The following is a 22,550-nucleotide window of genomic DNA, read 5'->3' on the forward strand; positions in this document are numbered from 1 at the left end:
GGACTGGAGGCCCGGCGCGGTTCCGCCCCGTCGGTCACCCTGGTCTTCATGAAGGGAACGAAATGACCCAGCCCAGTTGGGAGCTCACCGGTTTCGGCGACGAGATCGACGCCGACCCCGCGATCCAGGTCGCGGTCCTCCAGGCACTCGGCGCCAGCGCGATCGAGGTCCGCAGCGCCTGGGGCGTCAACGTGGTCGACCTCGACGACGACCAGCTCGCCGGGTTGCACCGCCTGTTCGACGAGCGTGGGCAGAGCGTCTCCGCGATCGCCTCCCCGATCGGCAAGGTCTCGGTCGACGAACCGGTGGAGCACGAAGTCGGTCGGCTCGGCCGGGCCATCGCGGCCGCGCACGCCCTCGGCACGACGAACATCCGGATCTTCTCGTTCTACTTCGAGGGACGCGCCCCCGAAGCCGTCCGCGACGACGTCCTGGTGCGGATGCGGGCCCTGGCCGACCTCGCTGCGAAGGAGGGCGTGACGCTCCTGCACGAGAACGAGAAGGACATCTACGGCGACGTCCCCGCGCGCGTCCTCGACATCGTCGAGAGCGTCGGGTCCCCAGCGCTCCGGCTCGCCTGGGACAACGCGAACTACGTCCAGTGCGGCGTCAAGCCCTTCACCGACGGCTGGGCGCAGCTCGCCCCGTACGTCGACTACCTCCAGGTGAAGGACGCCATCGCCGCCGACTCGTCCGTCGTGCCCGCCGGCGAAGGCGACGGGGAACTCCTCGAGACCCTCACCGCCCTGCGCGACTCCGGGTACTCCGGGTACGCCTCCCTCGAGCCGCACCTCAGTGACTTCACCTCCCTCGGCGGGTTCTCCGGCCCCGCGGCGTTCGGCCGCGCAGGACGAGCCCTCCGCACCCTCACCGACCAGATCGGAGTGACCCTGCGATGACCGCAGACACCACAGCACCCCTCAAGCTCGCCGTCGTCGGCGCCGGCGTCATCGGTCGCCACCACGCCCGCGTGGCGCTCGCGAACGACGGCCTCGACGTCGTCGCCCTCGTCGACGCCATCCCCGAAGCGGCCACCAGCGCCGCCGACGAGATCGAGGCATCGGGAGCACCGCGACCGCTCACCACGTCGACCATCGAAGACGCCATCGCCCAGACCGACATCGACGTCGTCGCGATCTGCTCGCCGTCCGGCATGCACGTCGCCCTCGCCGAGGCCGCGCTGGCAGCGGGCAAGCACGTCGTGATCGAGAAGCCGCTCGACACGACGATGCCCCGCGCCCGGCAGATCGCCGCGCTCGCCGCCGCTGCACGTGCGCGCGGACTCGTCGTCAGCGTGATCAGCCAGCACCGGTTCGACCCGGCGTCCGTCGCCGTCGCCACGGCGGCGCACGGCGGTGGCTTCGGCCGCGTGACCTCCGGCGTCGCGAGCGTCGCGTGGTACCGCTCGCAGGGGTACTACGACTCCGGCGACTGGCGCGGCACCTGGGAGCTCGACGGCGGCGGCGCGGTGATGAACCAGGGCGTGCACACCGTCGACCTGCTCGTGTGGACGCTCGGTCGTCCGGTGGAGATCTCCGCCCAGGTCGGTCTGCTCGCGCACGACCGGATCGAGGTCGAGGACACGGCGGTCGCCACCGTCCGCTTCGACAACGGTGCCCTCGGGGTCATCCACTGCACCACCGCCGCGTACCCGGGTCTCTCCGCCCGCTACGCGATCTACGGCACCCACGGTTCCGCGATCGTCGACGACGACCGTCTGGCGTACTTCCACGTCGCGCCGGACGCCGCGACGCTCGAGTCCGCGTCGACCACGGCCAACGCCACCGCCGTCGCCGACGCCGTCGACCAGAAGGCGGACATCGTCCCGCCGGAGCACGTCGTCGGCGGCCCGCAGGAGTCCGAGCACTTCCTCGCCGGCCACGGACGCCAGTACAGCGACATCGTGGACGCGATCCGCAACCACCGGGAACCCGGCGTGACGGTCGACGCCGCACTCGTCTCGCTGGCCACCGTCCGCGGGCTCTACGTCAGCGCGACGCTCGGGCAGCCCGTCCGCATCGACGATGTGATCGAGGGCAGGTACGACGACGTCGTCCCCGTCGTCGCAGCATCCGCAGCAGCAGAAGGAGCAGAACGATGAAGTTCTCCGTGTTCACCGCGTCCACCCCGGACTGGACCCCGGAAGAAGCTGCGACGGCCCTCGCCGAGCAGGGCTGGGACGGCATCGAGTGGCGCATCGTCGACGACCGCACCGACGGCGCCTCGGGCTTCTGGGCGGGCAACAACGCCACGTGGCAGTTCACCGGCATCCAGGACCGCGTCGGCGACATCGCCCGCATCACGGACGCCGCCGGCCTGGAGTACTCGGGCATCGGCGGCTACCAGCAGGCCGCGGACCACGACGGCGTCGAGACGATGCTCCGCGTCACGAGCGAGCTCGGCGCCCGGCAGGTCCGCGTCAGCATGCCGGTCTACCGGCAGGAGAAGGAGCGCACCGGCGAGACCTACTCCCAGGTCTTCGACCGCACCCGCGCCGACCTCGAGTGGGCGGTGTCCCGGGCGACCGAACTCGGCGTGAAGGCGCTCGTCGAGCTGCACCACATGACGATCACCCCGTCGGCGTCGGCGGCCCTCCGGCTCGTCGACGGCCTGGACCCGGAGCACGTCGGCGTCATCCACGACCTCGGCAACCTCGTGATCGAAGGCCACGAGGACCACCTCGCCGCGTTCGAACTCCTCGGCCCGTACCTGGCGCACGTCCACGTGAAGAACGCCCGCTGGGTCGACACCGGCGACACCAGGGCCGACGGCAGTTCGATCTGGCAGCACGAGTGGGCGCCGCTCCGCACCGGTCAGGCATCGGTGTCGGACTACTTCACGGCGCTCGGCACGCACGGCTACGACGGCTGGGTCACCATCGAGGACTTCTCCACCGACCTCCCGCTCGACGCCCGTACCGCCGACAACCTGGCGTACCTCAAGTCCCTCGCCCCGGTGTCGGCATGACCGAGCGCCGTCCGGGCATCGTGCACCTCGGGGTGGGGGCGTTCGCACGCGCCCACCTCGCCTGGTACACCCAGCACGCGTCCGGGCAGGCGTGGGGGATCACCGCGTTCACCGGTCGCACACCGGACACGGCCGATGCCCTGACGGCGCAGGACTGCCGGTACACGCTGGTCACCCGGGCCGCGGACGGCGACTCCGCCGAGGTGATCGACACGATCGTGGCCGCGCACCCGGGCAGCGACTCCGAGGCCTGGACCGACGCGGTCGCGTCCCCGGAGACCGCGATCGTCACGCTGACCGTCACCGAACAGGGGTACCGATCGGGGTCCGACGTCCCGGCACGGCTCGTCGCCGGCCTCGACGCCCGGCGCCGAGCCGGCGCCGGACCGGTCGTCCTGATGAGCCTCGACAACCTCACCCACAACGGCAGCGTCCTCCACGACGCCGTCCTCGGTGCGGTGGCGGACGACGCCCTGCGCGCGTGGATCGACGACCACGTCGCGTTCCCGAGCTCGATGGTGGACCGCATCACCCCCGCCACGACCGAGTCCGACGTGGCCCGGCTCGCACAGCTGCCGGGGGCGCTGCCGGACGACAGCGTGCCGGTCGTCACCGAGCCCTTCGCGGAGTGGGTCATCGAGGACACGTTCCCGGGCGTGGAGCGCCCCGCGTGGCAGACCGCCGGCGCACGCATCGTCGACGACGTCACCCCGTACGAGCAGCGGAAGCTCTGGCTGCTGAACGGCTCCCACTCCCTGCTCGCCTACCTCGGCCTGCAGCTCGGGCACGAGACCGTCGCCGACGCCATGGCCGACCCGACCTGCCGCACGGCGGTCGAGCAGCTGTGGGACGAAGCCGCCGAGGAGCTGCCCCTGCCCGCACCGGAGATCACCGACGCCCGAGCGGCACTCGTCGAGCGGTTCGCGAACCCGCGCATCCGGCACACCCTCTCCCAGATCGCCTCCGGGGGCTCCGAGAAGCTCCCGGTCCGCGTCATCGACGTGCTCCGGCGCCGGCTCACCCGCGATCCGTCCGCCGGCATCGGCCCCGGTGCGGCGACCCTCGTGGCCGCGTGGTGGTTGCACGTGAGCACGCAGCCGGACCTCGTGAACGACCCGGGCGCTCCCGGTGCAGGCTCGGACGTGCACGACGTCCTCGCCGTGATCGCCCCCGACCTCGACACCACCCCCGTCGTCGCCGCGGTGACCGCCGCTGCCGACCGCATCCGCGCGGCCAGTGCCCGCGCTTCCGAAGGAGTACCAGCATGACCACCACCGACCCCGCGACGCCCGTCCCCGGTGCGGCGGACGACCGAACCACCGGTACCACCTCCGGCCGCCCCGACACGTGGGCGTCCGCGGATCGCGGGCAGCTCATCGAGAAGGCCGAGGTGATCGTCACCAGCCCGGACCGCAACTTCGTCACGCTGAAGGTCACCACCGCCGACGGCGTCACGGGCCTCGGCGACGCCACCCTGAACGGCCGTGAGCTCGCGGCCGCCGCGTACCTGACCGAGCACGTCGTCCCGCTGCTCGTCGGCCGTGACGCCAGCCGCATCGAGGACGCCTGGCAGTTCCTCTACCGCTCGTCGTATTGGCGCCGTGGTCCGGTCACGATGGCCGCGATCGCCGCCGTGGACATGGCGCTCTGGGACATCAAGGCCAAGGTCGCCGGGATGCCGCTCTACCAGCTGCTCGGCGGCGCATCCCGAACCGGGCTGATGGCGTACGGGCACGCATCCGGCAAGGAACTCCCGGAGCTGTTCGACTCGATCCGTGCGCACCAGGAAGAGGGCTACCGCTCGATCCGCGTGCAGACGGGTGTGCCCGGGCTCGAGTCGATCTACGGCATCGCATCGAACAAGACCACCGAGGGCAACACGGGCGTCCGCTACGACTTCGAGCCAGCACAACGTGGCGCGTTCCCGGCGATGGAGGACTGGGACACCCGCGCCTACCTCCGGCACGTGCCCACCGTGTTCGAGGCCGTGCGCAACGAGTTCGGCCCGGAGCTGCCGCTGCTGCACGACGGCCACCACCGGATGACCCCGCTGCAGGCCGCCAAGCTCGGCAAGTCCCTCGAGCCCTACGACCTCTTCTGGCTCGAGGACTGCACCCCGGCGGAGAACCAAGAGGCCCTCAAGCTCGTCCGGCAGCACACGACCACGCCGCTGGCGATCGGCGAGGTCTTCAACACCATCTGGGACTTCAAGGACATCATCCGCGACCAGCTCATCGACTACGTCCGTGGCGCGGTGACCCACATGGGCGGCGTGACCCCGCTGAAGAAGACGATGGACTACGCGGCGATGTACCAGATCAAGTCCGGGTTCCACGGGCCGACCGACATCTCGCCGGTCGGGCTCGCCGCGCAGATGCACCTCGGACTGGCGATCCACAACTTCGGCATCCAGGAGTACATGCAGCACGGGGACCGCACCAACCAGGTCTTCGAGCAGACGTTCACCTTCGCCGACGGCTACCTCCACCCGGGCGACGAGCCGGGTCTCGGGGTGAGCCTCGACGTCGACGAGGCCGGCAAGTACCCCTACGAGCAGGCCTACCTGCCGTTCAACCGCCTGGCCGACGGCACCGTCCACGACTGGTGAGCCGACGCGATCGGTGAGCGGGCGCGGGTAGCCTCCGGGGCGTGGACATCGACACGCTCGCGGAGGCCGCCCGTGCTCTCCTCCGGTGTGCGCCCGCGGACTTCGTCGCCGAGCGCACCGCACGGCAGCGCAGCGTCCGCACCGAGGACCGAGCGCTCGCGGCGGCGATCGGGAAGCTCCGGAAGCCCGCGCCGGCCGCCTGGGTGATCGACCTCCTGGCGCAGGACGGCTCCCTCGACGAAGCGGTCGACCTCGGCCCCGCCATCCGTGACGCTCAGGCGGCCGCCGACCCGAAGGAGATCGCCGCGCTCCGCAGGCAGCGGTCGAGCGTCGTCGGGGCGCTCGCGCAGGCCGGAGCCGACCTCGCCTCCGACGCCGGACACGCGGTGACGCCCGCCGTGCTCGACCAGGTCCGCGCCACCATCGAGGCGGCGATGGCCGACCCGCACGCGGGGGCAGCAGTGCGGTCGGGGCTCCTGGTGCAGCCGCTGGAGAGCGCCGGGTTCGACGACGTCGACCTCGACGGCGCCCTCGCCGTGCCGGACGCGGTCCCGGACGCCTGGTCCGGCAGCGATGCCCCACCCATCCCCATCGCGGAGGGGAGACGAAAGCGCAAGACGAGCCGGGCCTCCAGGCCGGACACCCGTGACGCGCCGGAACCGACACCCGAGCGCGAACCCGAGCCGGAGCGCGACCCCGCTGCCGACCGCCGTGCGGCGCGTCAGGCCGAGACGGCCGCGCGGGCCGAGTCCCGCGATGCCGACGCCGCACTCGACGCCGCTGCGAGCGACCTCGACGCCGCCGAGGAACGTCGAGCCGGCCTGCAGCGCGAGCTCGAGGACGCGACCGCGGAGATCGAGCGCCTCGAACGCGCCCGTGACGAGGCCGAGGCCGCGAGCGACCAGGCGCGGGAGCTCCTCGCGGCCGCGCAGCGGCACCGCCGCGAGCTCGGCCGCTGACAACGCGGATTGCGTGACACCGCACGCGTCCGGACGGTGCGGCGAGGATCTGGTTCGATCGGTCTTGAAACCGAAGGAGCCTCAGCGATGTCGCGAGATCGTCAACCCCTCCGAGAGCACGGCTTCCGTGTCGTCACGATGGTGATCGGCATGGTCGTCGGACTCGCCGCCGCGTTCTTCATCGTCCCCGCGATCACGGGGCGGGAGAACCGCGGGCCGTTCTGGGCGTACGGGCTCGGCTTCGCGCTGGCGATCCTCATCGGCGGCGGTGCGCTGGTGCTCGGACTCGCCATCGGTCAACGCATCGTCGGAGACCGCATCGAGGCGGCGGTCCGCGAACCCGGTGCGAAGTGGCGGCACGGTCGGTTCACGTTCGTGCCAGGAGGAGTGACGTTCGAGCGCTATCGGTGGCAGCTGCGCATCCCGAGCGGGAAGAAGACCACGTTCACCGGTGTCCGCCTCGGCGAGGACACGGGGAGACGACCGCCGTGGCGCCACCTCTGGACGATCAACCCGCAACTCCACATCGTGACGCTCGACTCCGAGCAGGGACGGTACGAGGTCGCGGCGATGCCGAGCCGTCTCCGAGCGTTCGAACGGCGCCTCAGCGAGCCGCAGCTCGACCCCCACTGAGCGCGGCGCGCACGGTCCGGACTCATCCGGCGAGCCGCCCGGGGGCGCACTCATCACCTCGGATGAAAACCACGGCCGAGGCTCGCTGACCGGCTGAGCGTCCCCATACGCTCGGCGTCATGACCTCCACCATCCGCCGGTTCCGGCACCTCCTGGCCCCGGCCGCTGGTGCCGTGTACCTCGTGCTCTGGGGAGCGCCCCGCGCCCAGCGCGCGCCACCACCGGACGGGAGGCCCGGTGCCAGCCCGCACCGGCCCTCCCGTCCGGCACCCACGCGCGTTCCCTCCCATCGCGCGCGCACTGGGAACACGAATCGCGCGTAGGGGGTCGAAAGAACCGACCCCCTACGCGCGTTTCGACTTCCTACGCGCGAAACGACTACCCCCGCACGCCCCTCGCCCAGATCGTTACGCAACAGTTGTCGTCTTTGACGAATGCCGTTGGAGCGGTCTAATCTCGGGAACCATGCTTCGGGCCGGCGATGGTCCGCCGGGGCCGAGCCCCGGGTACAGGACTCGCATCATCGCCGACCTCTCGCCGCCCGCAGCCACTGCGCGGGCAGCGCAGACCGGCGCGCGGCGCACCCCGGAGACATGCCGCGATGCCGGGTCGAGCACTCCGGGGCACACCAGAGAGACGACGCATGTCGGACGTCAACCGCAACCGCGCTGCCACACTCACACCGCCGGGCGGGGTCACCGCCCAGCCGCACGACACAGCAACACCGCACGACACGGCAACACCGCACGACACAGCAACACCGCACGACACAACAACACCGCACGCACCGGGTCTCCTCGCCCGTCTCGGCATCCCGCACCCGCTCCGCTGGGGCTTCCTCGGCGTCCTGGTCTTCATGACGGGCGACGGCATCGAGTCGAACTTCATCGCCCCGCACATCGCCGGCGCCCTCGGCACCGGCGGCACCGACAGCGCCGCGATGGTCATCGGCCTGTACGGCGTGGCGGTCCTCGTCGCCTCGTACTTCGCGGGCGTGCTGTCCGAACTCTGGGGCCCGCGCCGGGTGATGACCATCGGCGCAGCGCTCTGGGTCGTGTTCCAGATCACGTTCCTCGCGGCGCTGCCGACCGGGTCCGTCGGGCTCATCGCGCTGACGTACTTCCTGCGCGGCCTCGGCTTCCCGCTGTTCGCGTTCTCGTTCCTCTGCTGGGTGAACCACACGGTGGCCCGCGAGCGGAACGCCACCGCCGTCGGCTGGTTCTACGTGGTGTTCACCGGTGGCCTGCCGACCCTCGGGTCCCTCATCGCGATCGGCAGCATCCCCGCGTTCGGCGGCGGCGCCACGGGGGAGAGCTGGTCGATGGCCCTCTCCCTGCTCTTCGTCGTCGCCGGCTGGGCGTTCGTCCGCCTCGGCGTGCACGAGCCCACCGGTCTCGGTCGCATCGCCCCGCGCGAGCACTCCGCCGCACGGGTCATCGCGAGCGGCATCGAGGTCTGCATCCGCCGGCCCAAGGTCCTGCTGGCAGTCGTGATCCGCCTGGTGAACACCGCGCCCGAGTTCGGCATGTTCGTGATCATGCCGGCGATCATCGGCACCGAGCTCGGCTGGGGACAGTTGAAGTGGCTCACCATGACCGTCATCGTGTACGCGGGCAACATCCTCTTCAACGCGTTCTTCGGTGCCCTCGGCGACCGCATCGGATGGATCCGCACCGTGAAGTGGTTCGGCATCGCCGTCTCCGCGGTCGGGCTCCTCGCCTGGTGGTACGTCCCGCACCTCGTGCCCGCCGGATCCGAGTGGGGCTTCTGGCTCGCGACCGCCGCCGGCACGGTCTTCGGCATCATGCTCGCCGGCTTCACGCCGATGGGTGCGATCGTCCCCGCCTTCGCCGGCGAGGAGCGCCGCGGCGCGGCGATGGCCATGTACGCGACCGCCGCAGGCGGCGCGACGTTCCTCGGCAACGCCGTCGTCAGCGCGGTCCTGCCGTGGGGCGGGCCGGCCGGCGTGGTCTGGACGTTCGTCGTCCTCTACGCCCTCGCGTTCACGGTCCTGTGCTTCCTCAAGGTGCCGCGCGAGGCGGAGGCGTCGGGGCACTAGACCGGACCGAAGGGCGGACTGGAGGCCGTGCTCCCGCTGGCACCGGACCTCCAGTCCGCCCCATGGGCACGTCGCAACGCGTGTGCGACACGCCCGGACGGGTCCTGCTAGACTTGCGGACGACTTCGGCGAGGGTCGCGTACGCGCGGCCGTGATCGACGCGGTGGGAGACCCGGCTGACCTCTGGGAACGTTCCTCACGCGTGCACGCGTTCGAGTTGCAACACCACAGACCCCACGATGCCGGCATCCCGGTGTCGTTCCCCAGACCAGGAGGCACCATGGCCGACTACACCAAGCTCGCAGCGGAAGTCCGCACCAAGTTCGGCAAGGGCGCTGCGCGCAAGATCCGTGCCAACGACAAGATCCCCGCGGTCGTCTACGGCCACGGCACCGAGCCGGTGCACATCTCGCTGCCCGGTCACGAGACGATGCTGCTCGTCCGTACCGCGAACGCGGTCGTGGACCTCGACATCGACGGCACCGCGCAGCTCGCCCTCGTCAAGGACGTCCAGCGTGACCCGGTGCGCCAGATCATCGAGCACATCGACCTCGTCGTCCTCCGCCGTGGCGAGAAGGTCACCGTCGACGTCCCCGTCGTCATCGAGGGCGAGTCCTTCTCCGGCACCATCCACGTGCAGGACCTCAACACGGTCTCGCTGCTGGTCCTCGCGACCGACATCCCCGAGCACGTCGTCGTCGACGTCGAGGGCCTCGAGGACGGCGCGCAGATCCACGCGTCGCAGCTCACCCTCCCCGAGGGCGCCGAGCTCGAGACCGACGCCGAGGCGCTGGTCGTCGCGATCGTCACCCCGCGTGGCACCGCCGACGACGACGCCGCCGACGAGGCAGCGGCCGAGGCCGGCGCCGAGTCCGGTGCCGAGGGCGGCTCCGAGCCCGTCGAGTCCGAGTAACACCCCGTCGAGACATCTGGTCGACGCTGATGACGCGGTGCGCATGACCGAGCGACTGCACGTCGTGGTCGGGCTCGGGAACCCCGGGCCGGACTACGCGGGCAACCGTCACAACGTCGGCCAGATGGTCCTCGACGAACTCGCTGCCCGCATGGGTGCGAGCTTCAAGAAGCACAAGACCCCGAACCAGGTCGCCGAGGGGCGCCTGGTGCCGGGTGGTCCCCGCCTGGTGCTCGCCAAGCCGGGGTCGTTCATGAACACCTCCGGCGGTCCGGTCTCCTCGGTGCTCGGGTTCTACGGCGCCACGGCCGCCGACCTGATCGTCGTCCACGACGAGCTCGACCTGCCGTTCGACACCGTGCGTCTCAAGGGCAGCGGTGGGCACGGTGGGCACAACGGGCTCCGCGACATCATCAAGGCCACCGGCACGAACGAGTTCTCCCGGGTGCGCGTCGGCATCGGCCGCCCGCCCGGTCGACAGGACCCGGCCGACTACGTCCTCCGCGACTTCTCCCCGACCGAGAAGAAGGCGCTGCCGATCCTGGTCGCCGACGCCGCGGACGCGGTCGAGGCCGTCGTGGACCTCGGGCTGGTCGCGGCGCAGCAGCGCGTGCACGCGCCGTCCTGACCCCCGCCGACACCGGCCACTGCTCGCCCGCGTTCGCCCGTCGCGCATCGCGCGGTCCTTGTCGAACGTCGCCGGTACCATGTCCTGAGTGACGATCTCGGGCATCATCCCTGCGCTCTCGCGCGCCTCCGCGTTCGATCGCGTCCTCCGCGCCGCACCCCGTGACGCCGACTTCTCGGTGGTCGACGGCCTGCGCGTGCCGCTGCTCGCCGCGCTGATGGCCGAGCGCACGGGGCCGCAGTGCGTCCTCGTGATCACGGCCACCGGACGTGAAGCCGAGGCGGTCCGCGGCGCCCTGTCGAGCTACCTCCCCGAGGCCCAGGTGCTCGAGTTCCCCGCGTGGGAGACCCTGCCGCACGAGCGTCTGTCGCCGAGCGCGCAGACCGTCGGCACGCGCATCGCCACGCTCCGGGAGCTCCAGGCCTGGGACGACGCGCCCGCTGCCGACCGGCCGACCACGGTCGTCGTCGCCAGCGTCCGCGCGGCGCTGCAGCCCATCGCCGGCAACCTCACCGCACTCGCGCCCGTCGTCCTGCGCACCGGGTCCCGCGGCAACGACCTCGGCGCGATCGCCGCGCAGCTCGTCGACCTCGCCTACGCCCGCGTCGACCTCGTCACGCGCCGCGGTGAGTTCGCGGTGCGCGGTGGCATCCTCGACGTCTTCCCGCCGACGGCCGACCACCCCGTGCGCGTCGACTTCTTCGGCGACGAGATCGACGGCATCAAGGCGTTCTCCGTCGCCGACCAGCGCTCCACCGACGACGACCTCGGGTCCGTCGAGCTGACCGCCTCGCGCGAGCTCCTGCTCAGCGAGGACGTGCGGCAGCGTGCACGCGAGATGCTGCACGAGTTCCCCAACCTGTCCCAGATGCTCGCGAAGGTCGCCGAGGGCATCCCGGTCGAGGGCATGGAGTCCCTCGCGCCGGCCCTCGTCGAGCAGCTCGTGCCGATGACCACGTACCTGCCGGCCGCCGCCACCATCGCCGTGTTCTCGCCGGAGCGTGTGAGCGGCCGTGCGCACAGCCTCGCCGAGACGAACCAGGAGTTCCTGCAGGCCGCGTGGAGCGCCGCCGTCGCCGGTGCCCAGGCACCGATCGACCTCGACGCGGGCAACTTCCTGACGGTGCCGCAGCTCCGTGCCACGCGGGGCGACCGCACGTGGTGGACGATCTCGCCGTTCGACAGCGGCGCCGACGAACCGCTCAGCGACGCCGATGCCGCCGCAGAGGCCGGGGAGTACGTCCGCGTGCGCGCCGACGCCGTCCCGAGCTTCGCCGGCAGCGCGGACGGTGCCATAGCCCACGTCAAGGCGCTCACCGACGACGGCTGGGCCGTCGTCGTCACCGCGCAGGGACAGGGACTCGTCGAGCGCGCCGTCCAGGTCCTGGCGGACGCCGGGGTCGCCGCACGGGCCGAGGCAGTCACCGCGCCGCCGCAGCCCGGGGTCGCGATCGTCACGACGGCCGTGGTCGAGCACGGCTTCTCCATCCCCGATCCCCGCATCGCCGTCCTGTCCGAGGCCGAGTTCTACGGTCGCACCGCGCAGCAGGGTGCCCGCACCGTCAAAAAGCTCGCGAGCCGGCGCAAGAACGTCGTCGACCCGCTGCAGCTCAAGCCGGGCGACGTCGTCGTGCACGCCACGCACGGCATCGGCAAGTTCGTCGAGCTGGTCTCGCGTGAGGTCTCGTCCGGCGGCCGCAACGCCGTCAGGACGCAGCGCGAGTACCTCGTGCTCGAGTACGCGCCGTCCAAGCGTGGTTACCCGGGCGACAAGCTCTTCGTGCCGACCGACCAGCTCGACCAGCTCTCCCGCTACGTCGGCGGCGAGTCCCCGAGCCTGTCGAAGATGGGCGGATCGGACTGGTCCGCGGCGAAGAACAAGGCGCGCAAGGCCGTCCGCGACATCGCCGTCGACCTCGTGAAGCTCTACTCCGCGCGCATGGCGTCGAAGGGGCACGCGTTCGGCCCGGACACCCCGTGGCAGCGCGAACTCGAAGAGGCCTTCCCGTTCGCCGAGACCGCCGACCAGCTGACCACCATCGACGAGATCAAGCGCGACATGGAGCGCCCGATCCCGATGGACCGCCTGCTCTCCGGTGACGTCGGGTACGGCAAGACCGAGGTCGCGATCCGCGCCGCGTTCAAGGCCGTACAGGACGGCAAGCAGGTCGCGATGCTCGTCCCGACCACGCTGCTGGTCCGCCAGCACATGGAGACCTTCCAGGAGCGCTTCGCCGGGTTCCCGGTGCACCTCCGCGCGCTCAGCCGGTTCCAGACCGAGAAGGAGTCGAAGGAGACGCTGGCGGGTCTGGCCGACGGCACCGTCGACATCGTCATCGGCACGCACCGGATCCTGTCGCAGGGCGTGCAGTTCAAGGACGTCGGCCTGGTCATCATCGACGAGGAACAGCGCTTCGGCGTCGAGCACAAGGACCAGCTCAAGAAGCTCAAGACCAACGTGGACGTCCTGGCGATGTCCGCGACCCCGATCCCGCGCTCGCTCGAGATGGCGGTGACCGGCATCCGCGAGATGTCGACCCTGGCGACCCCGCCCGAGGACCGCCACCCGATCCTGACCTTCGTCGGCCCGCAGTCCGACCTGCAGGTGGCCGCGGCGATCCGGCGCGAGATGCTCCGCGAGGGGCAGGTGTTCTACGTGCACAACCGCGTCAAGGACATCCAGTCGGTCGCGGCGCACCTGGCGGAGATCGTGCCGGACGCCCGCATCGCCGTCGCGCACGGGCAGATGTCCGAGCAGACCCTCGAGCAGGTCATGGTCGACTTCTGGGAGCGCCGTTTCGACGTCCTGGTCTCGACCACGATCATCGAGACCGGCCTGGACATCGCGAACGCGAACACGCTCATCATCGACCGCGCCGACAAGTACGGTCTGTCGCAGCTGCACCAGCTGCGTGGTCGTGTCGGTCGTGGGCGGGAGCGCGGGTACGCGTACTTCCTGTACGACGCCGACAAGCCGCTGTCCGAGACGGCGCAGGACCGCCTCGAGACCATCGCGGCGAACAACGAGCTCGGCGCGGGCATGCAGGTCGCGATGAAGGACCTCGAGATCCGTGGCGCCGGCAACCTGCTCGGCGGCGAGCAGTCCGGGCACATCGCGGGCGTCGGTTTCGACCTGTACCTCCGGATGATCGGCGAGGCCGTGTCCCAGTTCCGTGGGGACGTCGCCGAGGGCCAGACCGAGCTCCGGCTCGAGATCCCCGTCGACGCCCACATCCCGGAGGACTACGTCGAGTCCGAGCGGCTGCGGCTCGAGGCCTACCAGAAGCTCTCGGCCGCGTCGGCCCCGACGGCGCAGCACGACGCGATCGACATGGTGCTCGACGAGCTCACCGACCGGTACGGCACGCCGCCGCAGGCTGTGCAGACCCTGGTCGAGGTCTCGCGGCTCCGTCGCATGGCGCAGCAGGTCGGGCTGTCCGACGTGGTCGTGATGGGCTCGAACCTGCGGGTCGCGGGCAAGGAGCTCGCGGACTCGTCGCAGGTCCGGCTCAAGCGGATGTTCCCCGGCGCGAAGTGGTTCCCGCAGCAGAACGCGTCGAGCATCCCGATGCCGCGCCCGCACGACCAGGCGCTGCCCGACGACGCCCTGATCCGGTGGGTGGAGAGCATCCTGACGGCGGTGTACGGGGCGGCCGCTCCGGCGGAGGCGCCGGCGGCGTAGCGCGCGGGTGCGCCCGCACTCCCGCGCGCGCGTGCCCGCGGGTGGCGGTGGGCGCGTCCGTACTCCTGCGCGCGCCTCTTTCGACACCGCAGAAGTCGATCGACGCGTGCCGTGTCGAACGATGCGGACTCAGGCTCTGCGTCCGCATGGTTCGACAGCGCGGGAGTCGATCGACGCGTGCCGTGTCGAACCATGCAGACCCACCGCGAGCGCCCCGCCCCGAGCCCGGCGGCGCTACTCGGTGGACTCGGCCTCGGAGAGCTCCCGCCGCCCCCGGTACCGACGCGCCCGGACGCTGACGAGCACCGCCGACGCCACCATCGCGATGCCCGACCCGACCAGCACTGCGAGCACGCCTTCGTCGACGATCTCCTCGTTCGCGGCGAACGCGAGCTCGTTCATCAGGAGCGAGACGGTGAAGCCGATGCCGCCGAGCACCCCGACGGTGACGATCGACATGAAGGACAGCGACGGACGCCCCGGCCCGCGGAACACCCGCGTCGCGACGGACCCGAACAGCGTGATGCCGATCACCTTGCCGACGGGCAGCGCCAGGACGACGGCCCAGAACGTGGGGGAGAGCTCGCCGATGCCGACCGACGGGATGACCACCGCGGCCGAGGCGAACGCGAACACCGGCAGGACGACGGCGTTCGACCAGGGTTCGACCCGCTCGTGCAGCGTGTGCCCCGGACGCCGCGGCAGTGCGAGCCCGAGCGCGACCCCCGCGATCGTCGCGTGCACGCCCGAGTGGTACACGAGCCACCAGGTCAGGAGACCGAGCACGACCATCGCCGCGATCAGCCACCCCTGCCCGGGCCGACCCGGGCGGAGCATCCGGCCGAGCAGCCAGAACACCACGAGGACGACGACCGCACCGCCGAGGGCGAGGAAGTCGGTGTCGTGCGCGAACACCACCGCGATGATGACGATCGCGATGAGGTCGTCGAGGACCGCCAACGCCAGCAGGAACACCCGGATCGTCGACGGGAGCCCCCGTCCGAACATCGCCAGGACCCCGAGCGCGAACGCGATGTCGGTCGCGGTGGGGATCGGCCAGCCGTGCGTGTACTGCGTGCCCGCGGTGACCGCGAGGTAGACGCCCGCGGGGACGAGCACGCCGCCGACGGCCGCGATCGCCGGCACGATCGCGGTCCGCACGTTCGACAGCTCGCCGACGACGAGTTCGTGCTTCAGCTCGATCGCGACGAGCAGGAAGAACACGGCGAGCAGCCCGTCGCTGATCCAGTGCGCCACCGAGAGGTCGAGGCCGACCGCACCCCACGGTGCGTGCAGCTGCAGCACGTGTTCGAGCCCGGGGCCGACCGGGGTGTTCGCGAGGACGAGCCCGAGGACGGCGGCGGCGAGGAGCGCGACGGCGCTGAAGCGGGGAGAGCGGACGACTGCCAGCATGGGACTCCGTACGAGGTCGGGAAACGGTCCGTCGACCAGACTTCCCGACACGCCGGAGTCCACGATACCGGATACTGGCCGGATGACCGCCGTCTCCGATCTCACCGCCGTCGTCGACCGTCTGCTGGACCCGGAGGACGGGTGCGTCTGGAACCGCGAGCAGACCCACCGCACCCTCGCGCGGTACGCGGTCGAGGAGGCGTACGAACTCGTCGACGCGATCGAGGACGACGACGTCGACGGCCTCCGCGAGGAACTCGGTGACGTGCTCTACCAGGTCGTGCTGCACGCCGGGATCGCCGAGCGGGCCGGCCAGTTCGACCTCGAGGACGTGGCGGCGGCAGCACGGGACAAGATGGTCCGCCGCCACCCACACGTGTTCGGCGACGAGCGTGCCGACACCGTCGAGGAGGTCGTCCGGGTCTGGCGCGCCGCGAAGGCGGCCGAGAAGTCGTCGCGGACGAGCGCGTTCGACGGGGTACCGCGAGCGATGCCGCCGCTGGAGCGAGCGGTGAAGCTGCTGGAACGCCTGGAGGAACGTGGGGACGCCGACACGGTCGTCGCGTCGGTCGTGGGGCTGGCCGGGGGCGGCGCCGTGCACGGCGCCCCGTACGACGAGGCGTCCGACAGCACGTCCGACGGCACCCCCGGCGTCGCGTGGGGCGTCGCCATGCTGGCGTCCGTGGCCGCCGCGGAGCGCGACGGGATCGACCCGGTGGAGAGCCTCCGCGCGGCGGTCCGGCTGCTCGAGGCGGAGGGGCGTACCGCCACCGCGGAGTGAGCACGGCGATGTGCGCACGGCGCTGTGAGCACGGCGCTCGTGCGAACCACGAGCCGGAGCAGCAGGGGAGAGAGTGCGGGCGTCCTCCCAACCCGAAAAAAGGAGGACGCCCGCGAGCGGGCGCTCGACGCCATCAGGGAAGTTGGCGCCGACAGGGATGCCCGCTCGAACCGCGGGGCACACTGCAGCACGTTGCCCACGCGATCGGTCCGGCAGCGGATCAGGCGCTTCCGAACCGAGGTTCTGCATCCAGTATGTCAGTGGTCCGGATGGTCCGCAAGTCCCGGTCACCGATCTGACAGGATTGACCCATGGCGACGACCGTGACGGCACCCCGTGGCATGCGTGACTTCCTCCCCGCGGACAAGGCGCGTCGGGAGCACGTCCTCGGCGTGATCCGCGGCGTGTACGCGCGGCACGGCTTCGACGAGATCGAGACCCCCGTGGTCGAGGACGCCGCGCGGCTGCACTCCGGTCTCGGTGGGGACAACGAGAAGCTCGCGTTCGGCGTGATGCGGCGCGGGCTCACGGTCGAGGACCTCCGGAGCGCCGAGGCCCCGCTCGACCTCGCCGACCTCGGGCTTCGGTTCGACCTCACGGTCCCGCTCGCCCGCTTCTACGCCTCGCACCGCGCCGAGCTGCCGACGGTGTTCCGTTCCGTGCAGATCGCGCCTGTCTGGCGTGCCGAGCGTCCGCAGAAGGGGCGCTACCGGCAGTTCGTGCAGTGCGACATCGACATCCTCGGCGAGCCGGGGCAGCTCGCCGAGATCGAGCTCATCCGGGCGACGACGGCCGCGCTCGACGCCCTCGGCGTCACGGGCACGTCGATCCGCATCAACGACCGGCGGATCCTCATCGCGCTCCTCGCCTCGTGGGGCATCACCGACCAGGCGGCGGCGGACCGGGCGCTCATCACGATCGACAAGCTCGACAAGATCGGCCCGGACGGTGTCGCGCGCGAACTCGTCGACACGATCGGCGTCGACGTCCCCGACCTCGAGCAGACGATCCGTGGGCTCGAGTCCGCCGACTGGGAGAGCGTCACCGGCGCACCCTGGCTCGCGGAGGACGCGTTCGCCGACCTGCTCCGCCTGCGCGCGGCGCTGCCGGGCGTCGACCTCCGCTTCGACCCGACGCTCGTCCGCGGCATGGGCTACTACACGGGCACCATCTTCGAGGTGGCGCACCCGGACTTCGGCTACAGCCTCGGCGGCGGTGGACGGTACGACGGCATGATCGGGCGATTCCTCGGCCAGGACGTCCCGGCGGTCGGCTTCTCGCTCGGGTTCGAGCGGCTCGTCGACCTCGTGACCCTGCCGGAAGCGGCGACCTCCGACGCGGTCGTGCTCGTGTACGACAAGGACGTCGACCCCGTCCGGCTCGCGGCGCTCAAGGGCGAGGCGCTCGAGCAGCACCAGCGCGTCCGGCTGGAACGACGCACCAAGAACACGAAGAACCTGCTGGCGGGGCTGGCGGCGCAGGGCTTCGGCGCGTTCGCCACCGTGCAGGCCGACACCACCTCGCTCGCGGGTGTGGAGTTCCGCCCGCTCGCCTGACTTCTCCACAGTCCGTCGACACCGCGCGAAACCGTTCACCCGGCCTCGGTAGGATCGACCCCGCAAGAACCACAACCGCAACGTGTAGGGAGTACCCCGTGGCCGTGATCGATGCCGTAGGAGCACGCGAAGTCCTCGATTCCCGAGGCAACCCGACGGTCGAGGTCGAGGTCCTCCTCGACGACGGCGTCGTCTCGCGCGCGCTCGTCCCGTCCGGTGCCTCCACCGGCGCCTTCGAGGCATATGAGCTCCGCGACGGAGACGCTTCCCGCTACGGCGGCAAGGGCGTCCTCAAGGCGGTCGAGGCCGTGCTCGACGAGATCGGCCCGGCGCTCGAGGGCTTCGACGCCACCGACCAGCGCCTCGTCGACGCCGCGCTCATCGAGCTCGACGGCACCGAGAACAAGTCCCGCCTCGGCGCGAACGCGATCCTCGGCGCCTCGCTCGCCGTGGCCCGCGCAGCTGCCGACTCGGCCGACCTGCCGCTCTTCCGCTACCTCGGCGGCCCGAACGCGCACACGCTGCCCGTCCCGCTGATGAACGTCGTCAACGGTGGCGCGCACGCCGACACCAACGTCGACATCCAGGAGTTCTTCCTGGTGCCCTACGGCGCCGAGTCCTTCTCCGAGGCACTCCGCTGGGGCGTCGAGACGTACCACGCCCTCAAGGGCGAGCTGAAGAAGCAGGGCCTCGCGACCGGCCTCGGCGACGAGGGCGGCTTCGCGCCGGAGCTCGCGTCGAACCGTGCGGCGCTCGACTTCCTGGTCGCCGCGATCGAGAAGGCCGGCTTCACGCCCGGCAAGGACATCGCGCTCGGCCTCGACGTCGCCTCGACCGAGTTCTTCGCGGACGGCAAGTACAACTTCGAGGGCAAGCAGCTCTCATCGCAGGAGTTCACGAGCTACTTCTCCGACCTGGTCGCGAACTACCCGCTCGTCACCATCGAGGACCCGCTGGCCGAAGACGACTGGGAGGGCTGGACCCACCTGACCGCCGAGCTCGGCGGCAAGGTGCAGATCGTCGGCGACGACCTCTACGTCACGAACCCGAAGCGTCTGCAGCGGGGCATCGACGAGAAGGCCGGCAACTCGATCCTGGTCAAGGTGAACCAGATCGGCACGCTGACCGAGACCCTCGACGCGGTGTCGCTCGCGCAGCGTCACGGCATGACCGCCATCCTGTCGCACCGCTCGGGTGAGACCGAGGACACCACCATCGCCGACATCGCGGTGGCCGTCGACGGTGGCCAGATCAAGACCGGCGCCCCGGCCCGCTCGGACCGCGTCGCGAAGTACAACCAGCTCCTCCGCATCGAGGAAGAGCTCGGCGACGCCGCGGTCTACGCCGGCCGCACCGCGTTCCCGCGCGCCGCGGCCCTGTAGCCAGCCGCCCGCCGGACGCGAGTCGTCCGCTCGACGCGCCCCGTGCCTCCCGTCCGGAGACACGGGGCGCGTCCGTGTGGCCCCCTGTCCCTGCGCGACGCCCCCATCTGCCCGAAGCGCCGCGGAAATCGGCGTCGTCTCGTGCACATTGCGGCGCCTCGGACAGAACGTGGCGCCACGCGCCCGGCCGCCCGGCTGAGAAGGGGCCGAAACGGGGCGCGGCGGCGTGGACCACGCCCGCGGCCGGGTTATCGTCGTGACGTGCCCAGCCAGAAGCCCCGCGTCCGCCGCGTCCCCGTGGCGATGCCCGAGGGCGGCGCAGCCGACCAGCCGTGGTGGCGCTCGATCCGGTTCTCCGGGTTCAGCCTGCTCATGCTCGCGATCATCGTGCTCTTCGTCGTGGTGCTCGCGCCCTCGCTCCGGACGCTCATCCAGCAGCAGGAGCAGATCACCCAGAAGCAGCACGAGGTCGCCGCGCAGAAGTCCGACGTCGCGCAGAAGAAGAAGGACGTCGCGCGCTGGGACGACCCCGCCTACATCGAGGCCCAGGCGCGCGACCGCCTGCTGTACGTGTACCCGGGTGAGCAGAGCTTCCTGGTGATGGGCGAGGGCACGGGGTCGACCGACGAGACCCCCACGACGGACTCCGGCACCCCCGTCAGCGCGAAGGTGCAGACGCCCAAGGTCGACTGGGTGCAGGCGATGATGTCGTCGGTGCTGAAGTCGGGCCTCTCCGACGAGACCACGCAGGAGCTCGTCGCACCCGACGTCTCCGGCTCGGGCAACTCCTCGAACTGACCGTCCGTCGTCACACGGTGCGGGGAGCCCTGGAACTCGGGTAGCCTCTTGTACCCGTGACGACCCCTCCGTTCGACCCGCCGTCCGACCACGACGTGCAGGTGGTGTCGGCCCAGCTGGGCCGCCCCGCTCGTGACGTCGTCGGCATCGCGGCACGCTGCGTCTGCGGCAACCCGACGGTGGTCGCCACGAAGCCGCGGCTGTCGAACGGCACACCGTTCCCCACGTTGTACTACCTGTGCCACCCGGCGGCCACCGCTGCCGTCAGCACACTCGAGGCGACCGGGGTCATGCCCGAGCTCGCCGCGCTGCTCGACGACCCCGCGACCGCCGAGCGCTACCGCGCGGCGCACGAGGCCTACCTCGCGGACCGCGAGTCCATCGAACACGTCGACGAGATCGACGGCATCAGCGCTGGCGGCATGCCCGTCCGCGTGAAGTGCCTGCACGCGCTCGTCGGCCACACACTCGCTGCCGGACCCGGCGTGAACCCCATCGGCGACCTCGCGCTCGAGCGCGCGAACTGGTCGCCCGACCGGTGCGAATGCCGGGCGTATGATGAGGGTGCAGACGCCGGAGTCGGGGCGGGTGGTGGCGAATTCTGACCAGCCGCCCGGCAACCACCCCCACTCCAAGGAGACCATTCCCCGTGCCCAAGATCCTCGTCGTCGGCGGCGGTTACGCCGGCTTCTACACCGCATGGAAGCTCGAGAAGCACCTTCGCCAGGGCGAAGCAGAGGTCGTGATGGTGGACCCGCTGCCGTACATGACGTACCAGCCGTTCCTGCCGGAGGTCGCCGCCGGTTCCATCGAGCCGCGTCACGCGGTCGTCTCGCACCGTCGTCACCTGAAGAAGACCCGCGTCGTCACGGCGAAGGTCACGAAGGTCGACCACGCCACGAAGACCGCGACGATCACCCCGGAGATCGGTGAGGCGTGGGAAGAGTCCTACGACCAGATCGTGATGACCGCCGGTGCCGTCTCCCGCACGTTCCCGATCGCGGGTGTCGCGGACGAGGCGATCGGCCTCAAGACCATCGAAGAGGCCGCCGCGATCCGCGACAAGGTCCTGACCAACTTCGCCAAGGCGTCGAACCTTCCGGCCGGTCCCGAGCGTGACCGTCTGCTCACGGTCGTCGTCGTCGGCGGTGGCTTCGCCGGCATCGAGGTGTTCGCCGAGCTCCGCTCGTTCGTCACCGACCTGCTGAAGAGCTACCCGCAGCTGTCCTTCGACGACACGCACTTCCACCTCGTCGAGGCGATGGGCCGCATCATGCCCGAGGTCTCGCTCGAGACCTCGCACTGGGTGCTCAAGAACCTCGCGCAGCGCGGTGCGAACGTGCACCTCGACACGCAGCTCGCGTCGGCCGTCGGTGGCGTCTGCCAGCTCAAGGCCAAGGACGAGTCGATCCAGACCGTCGAGTCCGACCTCATCATCTGGACCGCCGGCGTGATGGCGAACCCGATGGTCAAGGGCACCGACTTCCCGCTCGAGCCCCGCGGTCGCATCACCGTGCAGCCCGACCTGCGCGTCGTCGACGAGGACACGGTCATCGCGGACGCATGGGCCTGCGGCGACGTCGCAGCCGTGCCGGACCTCACCGGTGGTGGCGTCGGCGGCATGTGCGTCCCGAACGCGCAGCACGCGGTCCGTCAGGCCAAGCAGCTCGCGAAGAACCTGGTCGCGACGCTCCGCGGCGAGGCGACCGTCGACTACAAGCACGAGAACCTCGGCGCCGTCGCGGGTCTCGGCATCGGCATCGGTGTCTTCCAGTCCGGCAAGTTCGCCATGAAGGGCTTCCTGGCGTGGGGCGCCCACCGTGGCTACCACGGCATGGCGATGCCGTCGTGGGAGCGCAAGTGGCGCGTCATCGGCGACTGGGTCGGCGGCTTCTTCCTGGGCCGCGACATCGCGTCCCTCGACGACCGCGAGACCCCGCGCGCCGCGTTCGAGGCGTTCGCGTCCCGTCCGAAGCCGGCCGCGACCGAGGAGCCGAAGGCCGTCGCCCCGGCACCCGAGGCAGGGACCCCCGCCGGCGCTGCCGGTCCGGCGTACGCCACCCCGGCCGAGGACGTCTCCAAGGACGCAGCACCGGTCGACGGCGAGAAGGCCGCCGCGAAGTAACACTCCGCACAAGCCGCAGGGCGGTCACCCCACGGGGTGGCCGCCC

General features: G+C 71.1%; 18 protein-coding genes. 17 read left to right on the forward strand and 1 reads right to left on the reverse strand.

Annotation, left to right across the window (positions count from 1 at the left end; genetic code table 11):
• The first annotated feature begins 62 nt into the window (after window positions 1–62).
• The 11 genes from ACIPJY_RS15415 to mfd all read left to right on the forward strand — a co-directional run bounded on the left by ACIPJY_RS15415 (window position 63) and on the right by mfd (window position 14,449).
• Complete coding sequence (locus ACIPJY_RS15415; protein WP_400465391.1) at window positions 63–899, forward strand: sugar phosphate isomerase/epimerase family protein; 837 nt, start codon at window positions 63–65, stop codon at window positions 897–899.
• Window positions 896–2,101, forward strand: coding sequence for a Gfo/Idh/MocA family protein (locus tag ACIPJY_RS15420; protein ID WP_400465394.1), 1,206 nt, complete (start codon window positions 896–898; stop codon window positions 2,099–2,101). Before ACIPJY_RS15415 ends, ACIPJY_RS15420 begins: the two co-directional genes overlap by 4 nt.
• Window positions 2,098–2,967, forward strand: a complete 870-nt coding sequence (locus ACIPJY_RS15425; RefSeq protein WP_400465396.1) for a sugar phosphate isomerase/epimerase family protein — start codon at window positions 2,098–2,100, stop codon at window positions 2,965–2,967. Before ACIPJY_RS15420 ends, ACIPJY_RS15425 begins: the two co-directional genes overlap by 4 nt.
• Window positions 2,964–4,235 carry a mannitol dehydrogenase family protein gene (locus ACIPJY_RS15430; protein WP_400465399.1) on the forward strand — a complete coding sequence of 424 codons (1,272 nt, stop codon included), beginning with the start codon at window positions 2,964–2,966 and terminating at the stop codon, window positions 4,233–4,235. Before ACIPJY_RS15425 ends, ACIPJY_RS15430 begins: the two co-directional genes overlap by 4 nt.
• Entirely contained in the window at window positions 4,232–5,575 is a 1,344-nt protein-coding gene (gene manD, locus ACIPJY_RS15435) for a D-mannonate dehydratase ManD (protein WP_400465402.1), read from the forward strand. Before ACIPJY_RS15430 ends, manD begins: the two co-directional genes overlap by 4 nt.
• Window positions 5,576–5,616: 41 nt before the next feature.
• On the forward strand, window positions 5,617–6,534 hold the full coding sequence (locus ACIPJY_RS15440) for a hypothetical protein (protein WP_400465404.1): 918 nt from the start codon (window positions 5,617–5,619) through the stop codon (window positions 6,532–6,534).
• A gap of 87 nt (window positions 6,535–6,621) precedes the next feature.
• A complete protein-coding gene (locus tag ACIPJY_RS15445) occupies window positions 6,622–7,167 on the forward strand; it encodes a hypothetical protein (RefSeq protein WP_400465407.1) in 546 nt (181 codons plus the stop codon).
• Between the two features lie 643 nt (window positions 7,168–7,810).
• Window positions 7,811–9,226 (forward strand): RbtT/DalT/CsbX family MFS transporter, encoded by a 1,416-nt coding sequence (locus tag ACIPJY_RS15450; RefSeq protein WP_400465410.1) that lies wholly within the window; start codon window positions 7,811–7,813, stop codon window positions 9,224–9,226.
• Window positions 9,227–9,506: 280 nt separating this feature from the next.
• A complete protein-coding gene (locus tag ACIPJY_RS15455) occupies window positions 9,507–10,139 on the forward strand; it encodes a 50S ribosomal protein L25/general stress protein Ctc (RefSeq protein ID WP_400465412.1) in 633 nt (210 codons plus the stop codon).
• 43 nt (window positions 10,140–10,182) lie between these two features.
• On the forward strand, window positions 10,183–10,767 hold the full coding sequence (gene pth / locus ACIPJY_RS15460) for an aminoacyl-tRNA hydrolase (RefSeq protein ID WP_400465415.1): 585 nt from the start codon (window positions 10,183–10,185) through the stop codon (window positions 10,765–10,767).
• A gap of 88 nt (window positions 10,768–10,855) precedes the next feature.
• Window positions 10,856–14,449 carry a transcription-repair coupling factor gene (mfd, locus tag ACIPJY_RS15465; protein WP_400465418.1) on the forward strand — a complete coding sequence of 1,198 codons (3,594 nt, stop codon included), beginning with the start codon at window positions 10,856–10,858 and terminating at the stop codon, window positions 14,447–14,449.
• Window positions 14,450–14,683: 234 nt separating this feature from the next.
• Here mfd and nhaA read toward each other — a convergent pair whose 3' ends face one another.
• Window positions 14,684–15,862 carry a Na+/H+ antiporter NhaA gene (nhaA, locus tag ACIPJY_RS15470; RefSeq protein ID WP_400465420.1) on the reverse strand — a complete coding sequence of 393 codons (1,179 nt, stop codon included), beginning with the start codon at window positions 15,860–15,862 and terminating at the stop codon, window positions 14,684–14,686.
• Between the two features lie 82 nt (window positions 15,863–15,944).
• On the opposite strand from nhaA, the gene ACIPJY_RS15475 reads away from it, so the two are divergent.
• From ACIPJY_RS15475 to ACIPJY_RS15500, 6 genes are all read left to right on the forward strand, one after another.
• A complete protein-coding gene (locus ACIPJY_RS15475) occupies window positions 15,945–16,643 on the forward strand; it encodes a MazG family protein (protein ID WP_400465423.1) in 699 nt (232 codons plus the stop codon).
• A 311-nt stretch (window positions 16,644–16,954) separates the two neighbouring features.
• A complete protein-coding gene (gene hisS, locus ACIPJY_RS15480) occupies window positions 16,955–18,199 on the forward strand; it encodes a histidine--tRNA ligase (RefSeq protein WP_400465426.1) in 1,245 nt (414 codons plus the stop codon).
• 98 nt (window positions 18,200–18,297) lie between these two features.
• Entirely contained in the window at window positions 18,298–19,581 is a 1,284-nt protein-coding gene (eno, locus tag ACIPJY_RS15485; RefSeq protein WP_123654205.1) for a phosphopyruvate hydratase, read from the forward strand.
• Window positions 19,582–19,842: 261 nt separating this feature from the next.
• Window positions 19,843–20,379 carry a septum formation initiator family protein gene (locus ACIPJY_RS15490; protein WP_400465429.1) on the forward strand — a complete coding sequence of 179 codons (537 nt, stop codon included), beginning with the start codon at window positions 19,843–19,845 and terminating at the stop codon, window positions 20,377–20,379.
• A 56-nt stretch (window positions 20,380–20,435) separates the two neighbouring features.
• Window positions 20,436–20,984, forward strand: a complete 549-nt coding sequence (locus ACIPJY_RS15495; protein WP_400465432.1) for a DUF501 domain-containing protein — start codon at window positions 20,436–20,438, stop codon at window positions 20,982–20,984.
• 44 nt (window positions 20,985–21,028) lie between these two features.
• Window positions 21,029–22,504 (forward strand): NAD(P)/FAD-dependent oxidoreductase, encoded by a 1,476-nt coding sequence (locus ACIPJY_RS15500; protein ID WP_400465434.1) that lies wholly within the window; start codon window positions 21,029–21,031, stop codon window positions 22,502–22,504.
• Window positions 22,505–22,550 lie beyond the last annotated feature (46 nt).

This window comes from Curtobacterium sp. NPDC090223, from assembly GCF_044746585.1.
Lineage (GTDB): Bacteria > Actinomycetota > Actinomycetes > Actinomycetales > Microbacteriaceae > Curtobacterium.